This is a genomic window from Streptomyces sp. NPDC056161 (assembly GCF_042268025.1).
Lineage (GTDB): Bacteria > Actinomycetota > Actinomycetes > Streptomycetales > Streptomycetaceae > Streptomyces.
On record NZ_JBHJUV010000013.1, the window covers coordinates 48,817 to 61,418 of the forward strand.

A 12,602-nucleotide genomic window follows, 5' to 3' on the forward strand; every position below is an offset into this window, starting at 1 on the left:
CCGGTGGGCGCCCACCGCGGCCACGCCCCTGCGCACCTCACCGTCTCCGTCTCCGTCTCCGGCTACGCCTCTCCGCTTCCGTCCCCACCTCTCCGTTCCCGTCCGCTCACACCTGCCGAGTCACGATGCCCTACGTTCTGCTCGCCCTCGCCATCGCCTCCGAGATCTGCGCCACCAGTTGTCTGAAGCTCACCGAGGGATACACCCGGCTGCTGCCCACCGTCGCGGTGGCGGTCGGCTACGTGGTGTCGTTCATCCTCCTGGGACGCGCGCTGAAGGACATCCCGGTGTCGGTCGCCTACGCGGTCTGGTCGGGGGTCGGCACCGCGGCGGTCGCCGCCGTCGGCGCGGTGGCGTTCGGGGAGTCGCTGGGGTGGCCGCAGTGGCTGGGCATCGCCCTGGTCATCGCGGGCGTGGTGGTCCTCAACGTGCACGGCGGCCACTGACCACAGACCCGGCCGCGGGGGCGGCGGCCCGGTCAGGCCCCGCGGCGCGGGCGGGGCTCCCCAGCCGAGCACCCCCGAGCACCCCCGAGCACCCGCCGAGCACCCGCCGAACTCCAGCCGAACCGCCCGCCGTTGCCCGGCGGGCGGTTCGGCGTTCCGGAAGCAGGTTCGGCAGTCGGCCCAGCCGCCGGCAAGAGTACGCACAAGCAAAGACACGCACCGGCGAAGGCGCCCGTACAACCGCCGGTGCCGTACCGGCGACGCGCACCGCCCCGCCCCCGGGCCCGAGCACACGCGCGCACGCAACGACGGCCCGCGCGGGGCGGATTGTCGGCCACTGCCCGGACGGGCGCCACGTCCCGTTCACGAAACCTTTCCACACGAACCGCTTACTGGGCCAAGTTGTATAGCCAACTGGACTCCGGTGCGCGGCAACGCCCCGCCGGGCGCCAGGGACACACCGCGGCGGGGACCTCCGGGGCCCGCCGCCCAGCCGACTGCTCCAGCCCTGGCCTCCCGTGCCCGGACCGGACGGAGAGGATCCGTGCCCTCATGCCACCCACTCCCACCGTGGCGGCCTCCAACAGCACCCTCGCCCTCGCCTCGCCCACCGCACCCCACACGGGCGACAGACTGACCTTCACCTGGACCACCGACACCCCGGGCGCCAAGAACTGGATCGGCGTCTACGGACCCGGGAGTTCACCGGGCAACGGCACCTCGTGGGCGTGGTCGTACGTCCCGGCGGCCACGTCGGGCACCACCACCGTCGACACCTCCAAGCTGGCCGGCGGGCCCTACACGGCCTACCTGCTGTTGAACGACGGGAACCAGATCCTCGCCCGGACCGGGCCGATCGCCTTCGCCGGGTCGGGCGACAGCCTCGTCCTGAAGTCGCCGGCCGTCCCGCACGAGGGCGACAAACTCACCTTCGCCTGGACGACCTCCTCGCCCGACGCCAAGAACTGGATCGGGATCTACGACGGCGACCGGCAGCCCGGCACGGGATCGTCCATCGTCTGGGCGTACTCGGCCGCCGCGTCCGGCAGCCTCACCCTCGACACCTCGGGCCTCACCGGCGGCCCGTACACCGCCTACCTGTGCTACCAGGACAAGTACCCGGTCATCGCCAAGACGGCGCCGTTCGACTTCACCCCGGTGGTCCGGCCGTACGCCGTCGTCGACGCGGTCACCGTCCCGGCCACCGCCGGGGACACCGTCGAGGTCCCGTTGGGCAACCTGTGGATCCGCCCGGCGGGCAACAAGCCCGGCACCCCGTCCTTCCACCGGACCTCCGGCGACTCCTGGCTGTCCGTCAGTTCCGACGGCACCGTCACCGGCCGCGCTCCCGGCAGGGCCCCGAAGGCCCCGGGCCGGCTGGTGGCCTCCGTGCAGGACAGCGCCGGCGGCAGCGACACCGTGACCGTCGAGGTACCGGTCCGCTCCGACCGGGACGACCTCACCCTCAAAGTCGCCTCGCTGAACCTGTGGGACGCCGGTACGCACGTCGACAGCCCGCTGGAGAAGCAGGCGCGGGTGGTCCTCACCCAGGGACTGGACGTCGTCGCCCTCCAGGAGACGGACGGCACCGCGGCCAAGGCCCTCGGCCAGGCGCTCGGCTGGAACGTCCACCAGACCTCGGGCAGCCTCGGCATCGTCAGCCGCCACCCGCTGGCCGACGTCTCGGACCCGACCGCCGACCTGCCCGCGGTGTCCGCCACCGTACGGCTTCCGGGCGGCAGCACCGTACGGCTGTGGGCGGCCCAGCTGGACGAGGCCGACTACGGGCCGTACGCGGTGGCGGCCGGGCAGGGCGCGAGCGCGGTGGTCGCCGCCGAGAAGCAGACCCTGCGCCACCGGCAGGCGCAGACGCTGGCCGCCGCCATGCGGCGCGACCTCGCCTCCGCCACCCCGGTGATCCTCGCCGCCGGCCTCGCCTCCCCCTCCCACCTGGACTGGACCCGGCGCACCTCCGCCGCCCACCACGGGGTCGGCGCCGTGGCCTGGCCGGTCACCGAGGTGTTGCAGAAGGCGGGCCTGAACGACGCCTTCCGCGAGGCGAACCCCAACCCGGTGAAGGTCCCCGGCATCACCTGGTCCCCCGTCCGCCCGACGCACGACGGCGGCGGCGCCGAGCCGCAGGACCGCGTCGACCAGGTCCAGTACGCCGGACGCCTGAAGGTCCTTCAGGCCCACAGCCTGACCACCGGCTGGCCGCACCCGGTCCCCGGCACGGGCGGCAACGGCTGGCCCTCCGACCACGCCGCGGCCGTCGTCACCTTCGCCCTGCGTACCGCCCGCTGATCCCGTACGACCGCAAAGGACCCGCATCCATGACCCCGATCAGCCGCCGTACCTTCGTCGGCACCGCCGCCGCGGCGGGAGCGACCGCCGCCCTCGGCATGCCCGGCACGGCCACGGCCGCCGAGACGTCCGCCGCGTCCGCCGCGAGGCACGGCACCGTCGACGACGTCCGGCACGTCGTGATCCTCATGCAGGAGAACCGCAGCTTCGACCACTACCTGGGCACCCTCAACGGCGTCCGCGGCTTCGACGACAAGCAGGGCGTCGTCCTCCCGGGCGGGAATCCCGTCTTCCGGCAGCCCGACGCCGGGCGCGGCGAGGGCTACTCGCTGCCGTTCCGCTTCGACACCGCGGCCTACAAGGCGCAGGACTTCGGCGGCCTCGACCACGGCTGGGACTCCGGCCACCAGGCGGTCAACAACGGCGCCCAGAACCAGTGGATCTCCGCCAAGGGCCGTTTCACCATGGGCTACTTCACCCGTGCGGACATCCCCTTCCAGTACGCCCTGGCCGACGCCTTCACCGTCTGCGACAGCTACTTCACCTCGCTGAACGGCCCCACCGACCCCAACCGCCTCTACCTGTGGACCGGTACGCCCGGCCCCGGCACCGACGGCACCACCGGCCCCTTCACCGACAACTCGATCGTCACCGAGAACCCGGTGGGCGACTGGACCACCTACGCCGAGCGCCTGGAGAAGGCCGGGATCAGCTGGCGCGTCTACCACAACCCCGACGGCTCGGACAACGAGAACGGCGACTACGACGACAACGCCCTGTCGTACTTCAAGCAGTTCGCCGAGGCCCCCGCGGACTCGCCGCTGCACGTCAACGCGATGACGAAGCACGATCTGACCGCCTTCGACGCGGACTGCCGCAACGGCAGCCTGCCCACGGTCTCCTGGCTCGTCGCTCCCTTCAACTACTGCGAACACCCCAGCGCCGGACCGGACTGGGGCGCCTGGTGGGTCAACAAGGCCCTCCAGTCCCTGATGTCCAACCCCGACGTGTGGCGCAACACCGTCTTCCTGGTGATGTACGACGAGAACGACGGGTTCTTCGACCATGTCGTGCCGCCCTACGCGGAGCCCGGCACCAAGGACGAGTTCGTGGACGGCAAGCCCATCGGTCTCGGCAGCCGGGTACCGATGTGGGTGTGCTCGCCCTGGTCCCGCGGCGGCTGGGTCAACTCCCAGGTCTTCGACCATACTTCGGTGCTGCGCTTCCTGGAGCTGGTCACCGGCGTCCACGAGCCCAACATCACGGCGTGGCGCCGCGCCGTCTGCGGCGACCTCAGCACCTGCTTCGACTTCACCAGGCCCGACTACAGCCTCCCCCGTCTGCCGGACACCGACGAACTCAAGGCACGGGCCACCGCCCAGCACTCCCTGCCGCCCGTCCAGGCCCCCGCCGACGGCAAGCAGACGATGCCCCAGCAGGAATCCGGTGAGCGGCCGCACCGCCCGCTGCCCTACCGGCCCTGGGCCGAGGTCTCGATCGACCGCCGCACCGGCAAGGTCACCTGCACCATGACCAACAAGGGCTCCACCGGCTACGTCTTCACCGTGCTGCCCAACATCCTCAAGCCCTTCAGCGGCACCCCGTACCTGGTGCAGCCCGGCGGCACCCGCACCTACGAGTGGGACGCCGCCGCCACCGACGGCCGGTACGACTTCTCGGTGTACGGCGCCGACGGATTCGTCACCCGCTTCTCCGGCACGGTCACCCCCGACGGCCAGACCGACGTCGGCCTGCCCTCGGTCACCGCCAAGCTGCGCGACACCGGGCACCCGGAGAAGTCCGCGGTCGACCTCAAACTCACCAACGACGGCGACACCGCGGTCTCCTTCACCCTCACCGCCAACGATTTCGCCGACGACACCAGGACCGTCCAGGTCGGGCCGCGCGCCCGCACCACCGTCTCCTGGCACGCCGACCGCCAGGGCCGCTACGACGTCACCGTCACCGCGGCCACCGGCACCCGCTTCGCCGAGCGGTACGCCGGAACGATCCACAAGCTCTGACAGCGTCCGGCGGTGGCCTGGTGGTGCCGATGCCACCGGGCCACTCGCCGACGCGCGACACCGGGCCACGGCCGGCACGCGAGGCGTTCAGCAGTTCGGCGTGCTTCCCTCGGGTCGGGCCGCCCGGCCGGCACCCGCCGGTCCGCCCTGCTCCGCCGCGCTGTCGATACGGGCGATGACCTTCTCGGAGCACCGGCGCAGCGTCTGCAACTCCTCCGGGTCGAGGACGTCGACGAACAGCTCACGCACGCGCTGGACGTGCCCGGGTGCCGCCTGAGCCAGGTAGTCGTAACCGGCGTCGGTCAGGATCGCGTGCGTGTAACGTCCGTCACACGGATCGGGCTCGCGGCACAGGATGCCGCGCTTCTCAAGACGGCTGACCATGTGCGACAGCCGTGACAGCTCCGAGTTGACCCGGGCCGCCAGCTCGCTCATCCGCATGCGGTGCTCGGGCTGTTCGGACAGGAGCGCCAGCACGTAGTACTCGATGAAGCTGAGCTGCCAGTCCCGCTGGAGCTGCCACTCAAGCGCGATGGGCAGCCGCTGCGCGAGGTTACTGAATCCACGCCATGCCGCGAGCTGGTCAGCAGTGAGCCAGTGTGGCTCGGCCACCTCGGGCTCCTCCCCTTGAGCAGACATGCGCACAGCCTAATGGCGCCCGAGGCGCCGACGTGCCCGCACGGCGGCGGCCGGCGCCGGCACGGCGACCACACAGGACACACCCGGGGCCCCGAGCCGTCCCGAGCCGCCCGGCGCCGCCCCGCTTGACTTGAAGATTCACGTGACAGTCCACTAAGGTCACGCATGAAAATTCAAGTGATGCTGTGGATCAGCGTCGGAGGGAACAGCTATGAGCAATCTGAAGCTCGCTATCATCCTGGGCAGCACCCGCCCCGGCCGTAACGGCAAAGCGGTGGCGGACTGGGTCCTGGCCAAGGCGAAGGAGCGTACCGACGCCGACTACGAGCTGATCGACCTGGCCGACTACCCGCTGCCCCACCTGGACGAGCCGGTTCCGCCGTCCATGGGCGCCTATGCCGGCGAGCACACGAAGGCATGGGCCGCCAAGATCAGTGAGTTCGACGGATACGTCTTCGTCACTCCGGAGTACAACCACTCCATCTCCGGCGTGCTGAAGAACGCGATCGACTACCTCTACGCCGAGTGGAACAACAAGGCGGCGGCCTTCGTCTCCTACGGTGGGCTCGGCGGAGCCCGCGCGATCGAGCACCTGCGGGCGATTTCGAGCGAACTGCAGATCGCCCACGTGCGCCAGCAGCTGTCGTTCTCGCTGATCACCGACTTCGAGAACTACTCCGTGTTCAAGCCGGGAGCCCACCACGACGACGCGGCTGTCACCCTGTTCACCCAGCTCGAATCCTGGGCCGGCGCGCTGAAGGCCATCAGGCACTGACGCGCCCCCGCCCGCACCGGCCGGGCGCCGGGTGTCGCAAACACCCGGCGGCCGGCCGACCGCAGCCGCGACGAGCGCTTATTGCGTTGCCGCCGCCGGCCCGGTCGGGTAGGAAGCTTGGATGCTAAGAGGCAGCAAGGTCGGGCTCAGGGCCCGGTACGAGGACGACATCCCGGTCCTGCGGGCCGAACTCTACGACGACGTGGTCAACGCGTCGCGGGCCGAGAGCGGGCCGTGGCGGCCGGTCACACCCGGCTCGAAGGATCCGCGGCTCGTGGTGGACGACAAGGAGCAGGGGAGCGTCCCGTTCTCCGTGGTGGAGCTGGCGGGCGACACACTGGTCGGCACCGCGACGCTGTGGGGCATAGACACCCACAGCCGGTCCGCCCACATCGGGCTGGGGCTGCTGCCGTCCTGCCGCGGCAGGGGCTACGGCACCGACGTGGTCGCGGTGCTGTGCCACTACGGTTTCGTCGTACGCGGCCTGCATCGGCTCCAGATCGAGACCCTGTCGGACAATGCCGCGATGCTGCGCTCCGCCGAGCGCAACGGCTTCGTCCGCGAGGGCGTGCTGCGCTCCTCGGCCTGGGTGATGGGCGAGTTCCTGGACGAGGTACTGCTCGGGCTCCTCGCCCAGGACTGGAAGCCGGACCCGAGCGCCTAGGCTGCCGCCCGAGGGCCAGGGACGGGGCCGAGGACACCTGCCGGCACACCAAGGTCCACGCCGGCCCGCCGTCGCTCGGTGCGTGAGCGCACCGACCCGGAAGCACTGCGGTCCAGCTTCGAGTTCTACCGCGCGCTCGACACGACCATCGCGCAGAACCAGAAACGCAGGAGCCTGCGGCTGTCCCCTGCCTTCCCCCGCGTTCTTCTACACCAGTGTCGACGAACCACTCCCCCTCCCCGGATCGTTGGCGTTAAGGTGGCATCAAGAGGCAGGTCAGGGAGCATACTTAAGGACATGCGCAAGTCCTGCATGGTGAGTGGAAACACGGGAGGGGAGAGCCGGTGAAGGTCGTCGGCAGAGGGCCGGGGAAGGTCGAGATACGGCTGAAATGGGACCCGAGCCCGCTGGGCGAGTCCCCGCGCCACCTCGACATCGTCGCCGCGACCTACTCCGTGGCCGATCCGTTCGGCAGACCGGCGTACGTCGTGCACTACGACAGCCGCTCGCCCGACGGCACGATCAACATGAACCGCCACAGCCGGACCGGCATGGGCTTCGGGTTCGTCGAGGTGATGTCCCTTGAATTCGACCGCCTGTCCTCCGCCTACTCACGGGTGGTGGCGGGCGTGGTCATCCACCAGGAGCCCGACCCCCGGACCTTCGGTGACATGTCGAACGCAGGAGTGGTGATCGCCGAGGGCCACCAGGAACTGCTCGCCGACGACTTCTCGGGCGTGGCAGTGGCCAGAGCGACAACGGTCGCGGAGTTCGCCAGGAACGACGCCGGCGAGTGGGAAATGCACGAGATGATCCGCGGGTCCGACAGCGATCCGGAGACCTTCATCTCCGAGATGGGTACCGTCCCCCGCTCCGCCTGACCTCAACGAGCCCACGGTCGAAGGCTCGTACCAGGGGCGACTTCCATCCGACGGACGCCGGCTCCGCGTGCTGGAGCTGAAGAAGCCCAGCACCCGGATGCCCGCCACACGCTGGGGCCATGACGGCCTCCCGCCTCCCGCACGAGCGATGGCCGGTCCGCTCGGAGTCGATCACGACGACCAGCCGGCCGTCGGCTCGCCTTCCGAGCCGTGCACCGTCAGCAGACATACACCCCTCCCCGTAGCAGGAACCGTCCGTCCCCGGCCGGTTCGGCACGGCATGAACGGCCCCATACCCCGCCCTGCGTCGGCACGCGCACGGATCGCGTCCGCCACGCCGCGTCGAGGCCGACCCGACGCGGCCCGACGCCAAGGCCGTGGCGGTCCGGCCCCGACCCGACGGCCCACCGTCGCCGAGCCGTTCGCGGTCGCCCACCACCCCGGCCGTCACCCAGCGCATGCCACCCGGCAAAACTCTGCGTCCTCCGCCAAGGGTTCTGCGCGCCAGGCCAATGCGGCCCGTGTCGCCGCGCAGCAGCCTTGGCACCCCAGACGTAAGTGAAAGACCCGGTAGGAAAGGCACAGCGCTGTGCGGATCGTCTACGCCGACGGCACGTCCGAGAGTGAACTGGAGTTGCGGATCGGCCGTCCCGACGCGACTCTGGCCGACCTCGCGGCTGCTCTCGGTCTGTCCCCGGCCGAGCTGAGCGTCGACGGGCGGATCGCGCCGCCGGAGACGCCGTTGCACGAGTCCGGCCTGGTGCACGGGGCACGGGTGGCCAGGGCCGGCTGGGGCACCGCGGCTCCTCTGCCGCGCAGTCCGGCGGCCGTGCTGCGGGTGGTCGGCGGCCTGGAGGCGGGACGCAGCGTCCCGCTCGGGGTCGGGACGACGGTCGTCGGGCGGGGTGCCGAGGCGGACGTACGGGTGGTGGCCACGGGGGTGTCGCGGACCCACGCCGCGTTCGAGGTGGCGCCGGACGGCGGGGTGCGCGTCACCGACCTGGGGTCGGTCAACGGCACCGACGTCGGCTCAGAGCGCGTCACCGCGCAGGGCGGCGGCACCCGGGTGGGCCCCGAGGACCTGGTCTCCCTCGGTGGCGAGGTGCTGCTGCGGGTGCTGCCGCCCGATCGCCTGGGCCCGGTCCAGCTCGTCAACGTCGTCCGTGAGGTCGGCCCGGGGGGCACCCTGCCCTTCAACCGCGCCCCGCGCGGCGGCCGTCCCGCGCAGTCGCCGCGGATCGCCGTCCCGGTCGCCCGCCGGCGTGCGGAGAAGGCGCCGTTCAGTGTCTCCAGCATGCTCGGCCCGCTGGTGATGGCCGGGGCGATCGTCGCCCTCACCAAGGACATCCGGTACGCGGCCATCGCGGCGCTCACCCCGCTGATGTTCCTCGGCAACTTCTTCGAGGACCGGCTGCGCGGCCGTTTCCGGCTCCGGCGCGGCACACGCGACCACGCCGCCCGGCTGGCGGAGTTCACCCGCGAGGTGACGGCCCGGCACGCCGCCGAGGTCCGTACCCGCCGCGCCGCCCACCCCGACCCGGCCGAGGTGGTGTACCGGGCCACCGCGCCGGGCGTCGCGCTGTGGGAGCGCCGCCCCGGGGCACCCGACTTCCTGCGGACGGTCGTCGGCCACGCCGACCTGACGTGGAGCCCGCCGCTGGACGACGGTTCGTCCGATCCCGCCCCGGAGACGGCCGGGATCCTGGGCGCCAGCAACGTACTGCCGCAAGTGCCCGTGGTCGTGGGGGTCGCGGCGGGCGAGGCGGTGGGGCTGGAGGGGGACCGGCGTGCGTGCCTGGCGGTGGCCAGGTCGCTGCTGTGCCAGGCGGTGACCGGCAGCGGCCCGGCCGACGTGCGGCTCGCCGTCTTCGCCGACGCGGACCGGCTCGCCGACTGGGACTGGACGAAGTGGCTGCCGCACGGCGCCGACACCCGGTCGGGCCGCACCCGGCTGGTGGCCGTGGGCCCCGAGCAGTCCGACGCGCTCGCCCGCGCGCTGGCCGCCGCACCGGCCGTGCCCGAGCGCGGGACGGGGGAAGCCGGCGGCGGCCCGGTGCTGCTGGTGGTCGTGGACGGCGCGACTCTTCTCGAAGGGCGGCCCTGCCCGTTGCGCGACCTGCTGGCCGGACACTCCGGCGGGTCCGCGGCGTGCGGGGGTGTCGTCCTGACGAACCGGCTGCCCGCGCTGTGCACCACCGTGGTCACCGCCTCGGCCGCGGGCACCGGGACCGTCCGCGGTGTGGCGTCCGGCGAGGTCGTCGAGGACGTGCTGTTCAACGGCATGCCGGTGGGCGACGCGCAGGCCACCGCACGGGCGCTGGCCCGCTTCGAGGACCCCGAACTGCGGGTGGAGGGCGCCGGGCTGCCCGACCGCGTCTCGCTGCTGCCGCTGCTCGGTCTGGAGAGCGTCAGCGGGGCCGCGGTCGGCGACGGGTGGAAGAAGCGCGTGCCGGCGCTGCGGGTCGGCGCGGTGCTCGGCGTCGGCGAACGCGACCTGTTCACCGTGGACCTCGACGACGACGGCCCGCACGCGCTGATCGCCGGCACCACCGGCTCCGGCAAGAGCGAACTGCTGCGCACGCTCATCGCGAGCATGGCGATCGACGCCGATCCCGAGCACCTGACGTTCGCCCTCGTCGACTACAAGGGCGGCGGCGCGCTGGACGAGTGCGCCGAACTGCCCCACACAGTGGGTCTCGTCACCGACCTCGACGAGCAGCTCAGCGAGCGTGCCCTGCGCTGCCTGGAGGCCGAGATCCACCACCGGGAGCGGCTGCTGCGCGAGGTGGGGCTCGGTCACATCCGCGACTACCAGCGGACGCGTGACGGCGGGCGCGGCGACCTGGAGCCGATGCCCCGCCTCGCGGTGGTGATCGACGAGTTCGCGACCCTGGTCAAGGCGCTGCCGGACTTCGTGGACGCGCTGGTCTCCATCGCGCAACGCGGGCGCAGCCTGGGCGTGCACCTGATCATGGCCACGCAGCGGCCCGCCGGGTCGGTCAACGACGCCATCAAGAACAACGTCAAACTGCGGATCGCGCTGCGCCTGGAGTCCACCACCGATTCCCTGGACGTCATCGACGACCCGGCCGCGGCCGGCATCGGCACCCGGCAGTGGGGACGCGCCTATTACCGGCTCTCCGCCCGCGAGGTGCTGCCGGTGCAGACGGCGCTGTCCACCGGGGTCACCCCGCACGCGGAGGTGACCGCGCCGGTCACGGTGGCCCCGTTCCGGCTGGGGACGGGGGCCGGGGAACCGGCCGCCGCGGGCGGGGACGGCGAGTCGGACCTGCGGCGGCTGGTCGCGGCGGCCAGGGAGGCGGCGGGGCTGGCGGGGTTCGCGCCGCCCCGGCGGCCCTGGCCCGAACCGCTGCCGGCCGTGCTGCGTACCGCCGAGCTGCCCGCCGTCGCCGAGCGTGGCCTGCACACCGACGCCTCCGGGCTGCCCGCGTGGGCGCTCGCCGACGACCCCGACCGGCAGCGGCAGTACGCGGTCGGCTGGGACCCGGCGGCGGGCAACCTCCTGGTCTACGGCTCCGGCGGCTCCGGCACCTCCACCGCGCTCGCCTCGCTCGCCCTCTCCCTCGCCGGGGCCGTGCCGCCCGACCGGCTGCACCTCTTCGCGCTGGACATGGGGGCGGGCGACCTGGCCCCGCTCGCCGCTCTGCCGCACACCGGCGCCCACATCGGGGCCGCCGAGCGGGAACGCCAGGTCCGCCTGATCAGGCTGCTGCGGCGCGAACTGGACGCACGCAAGGCGCACGGCCCCGGGCAGCCGCCCAACTGGCTGGTGCTGCTGGACAACATCGGCGCGTTGCTGTCGGACTTCGACAAGGACATGGCCGGGATGAACCTCGTCGACGATCTGGCCCGGGTCTACGCCGACGGTCCGGCGGTGGGCATCCGGTTCGCCGTCACCGCCGACCGGGCGGGCGCGGTGCCGTCGGCGTGGGCGGCGCTCACCCAGGCGAAGCTGCTGATGCGGCTCGCCGACCCGGGTGAGTACGGGTACTTCGACCTGCCGCGCGGCTCGGTCCCCTCCTACGTACCGGGCCGGGCGCTGGTGGCCGCCAACCGCCAGGTGGTCCAGCTGGGCTGGCCGGGCGAGGACCTGGCGGCGGCGGTCGCCGCTGTCGCCGCGCGCCGGCCGGACGCGCCCGCCACCGCGCCCCGGATCGGCCTGCTCCCCCCGGACGTCGAGCTGACCGCGCTGGGGGCGTCCGGCCGGGCCGGGTCCGACCCGTGGGAGATTCCCGTCGGCCTGGACGACGCCACGCTGGACTGCGCGTGGCTGCGGCTGTACGAACACGAGCACGCCCTGATCGCCGGACCGCAGCGCTCCGGACGCTCCACGGCGCTGTGCGCCCTCGCCCGGCTGGTCGCCACGGCACAGACGCCGCCCCACGTCATCGCGTACGCCCCGCGCCGGTCCCCGCTGCGTGACCTGCCGCCGGGCCCGGCCCGCACGGTGGTCACCGCCTACGACGCCCTGGCGCAGGCCCTGTCGGGTTGTTCCGGCCCCACGCTCCTCCTGGTCGACGACGCCGACACGGTCGAGGACGAGACGGGCGCCCTGGAGCGGTGGCTGTCGGCGGCCGGCCCCGGCAGACACCTCGTCGCCGCCGGGCGCGCCGACGCCCTGCGCCGCCTGTACGGCCACTGGACGCAACCCGCCCGGGACAGCCGCTGCGGGGTCCTCCTGGCCCCCGACCACGACCTCGACGGCGACCTCCTCGGCACCGCCCTGCCCCGCCACGACCGTATGGCCGCGCTTCCCGGGCGGGGCTACCTGGTGGTCGACGGAGTGGCGGGCGGGGTGCAGTTGGCGCGGTGACCGGGGGACCGGTGTTGCGCGGGGAGCCAAGGGCA

General features: G+C 72.7%; 8 protein-coding genes. 7 read left to right on the forward strand and 1 reads right to left on the reverse strand.

Annotated elements, in window-relative coordinates; genetic code table 11:
• Positions 1–125 precede the first annotated feature (125 nt).
• The 3 genes from ACFC09_RS14320 (at position 126) to ACFC09_RS14330 (ending at position 4,774) form a co-directional block, all read left to right on the forward strand.
• Positions 126–446 (forward strand): DMT family transporter, encoded by a 321-nt coding sequence (locus ACFC09_RS14320; protein WP_376527250.1) that lies wholly within the window; start codon positions 126–128, stop codon positions 444–446.
• Positions 447–998: 552 nt separating this feature from the next.
• The gene (locus ACFC09_RS14325) at positions 999–2,750 is read left to right on the forward strand and encodes an endonuclease/exonuclease/phosphatase family protein (RefSeq protein ID WP_376527253.1); all 1,752 of its coding nucleotides are present in this window, start codon (positions 999–1,001) and stop codon (positions 2,748–2,750) included.
• Between the two features lie 29 nt (positions 2,751–2,779).
• The gene (locus tag ACFC09_RS14330; protein WP_376527256.1) at positions 2,780–4,774 is read left to right on the forward strand and encodes a phosphocholine-specific phospholipase C; all 1,995 of its coding nucleotides are present in this window, start codon (positions 2,780–2,782) and stop codon (positions 4,772–4,774) included.
• An 87-nt stretch (positions 4,775–4,861) separates the two neighbouring features.
• On the opposite strand, the gene ACFC09_RS14335 is transcribed toward ACFC09_RS14330, so the two are convergent.
• Positions 4,862–5,413: a MarR family winged helix-turn-helix transcriptional regulator gene (locus ACFC09_RS14335; RefSeq protein ID WP_376527258.1), complete on the reverse strand. Its 552-nt coding sequence runs from the start codon at positions 5,411–5,413 to the stop codon at positions 4,862–4,864.
• A 211-nt stretch (positions 5,414–5,624) separates the two neighbouring features.
• On the opposite strand from ACFC09_RS14335, the gene ACFC09_RS14340 reads away from it, so the two are divergent.
• The 4 genes from ACFC09_RS14340 to ACFC09_RS14355 all read left to right on the forward strand — a co-directional run bounded on the left by ACFC09_RS14340 (position 5,625) and on the right by ACFC09_RS14355 (position 12,567).
• Positions 5,625–6,188, forward strand: a complete 564-nt coding sequence (locus ACFC09_RS14340; protein WP_376527261.1) for an NADPH-dependent FMN reductase — start codon at positions 5,625–5,627, stop codon at positions 6,186–6,188.
• A 121-nt stretch (positions 6,189–6,309) separates the two neighbouring features.
• Complete coding sequence (locus ACFC09_RS14345) at positions 6,310–6,852, forward strand: GNAT family N-acetyltransferase (protein ID WP_376527263.1); 543 nt, start codon at positions 6,310–6,312, stop codon at positions 6,850–6,852.
• A 344-nt stretch (positions 6,853–7,196) separates the two neighbouring features.
• The gene (locus ACFC09_RS14350) at positions 7,197–7,733 is read left to right on the forward strand and encodes a TerD family protein (RefSeq protein ID WP_376527265.1); all 537 of its coding nucleotides are present in this window, start codon (positions 7,197–7,199) and stop codon (positions 7,731–7,733) included.
• A gap of 589 nt (positions 7,734–8,322) precedes the next feature.
• Positions 8,323–12,567, forward strand: coding sequence for an FtsK/SpoIIIE domain-containing protein (locus ACFC09_RS14355; protein WP_376527267.1), 4,245 nt, complete (start codon positions 8,323–8,325; stop codon positions 12,565–12,567).
• Positions 12,568–12,602: the final 35 nt, after the last annotated feature.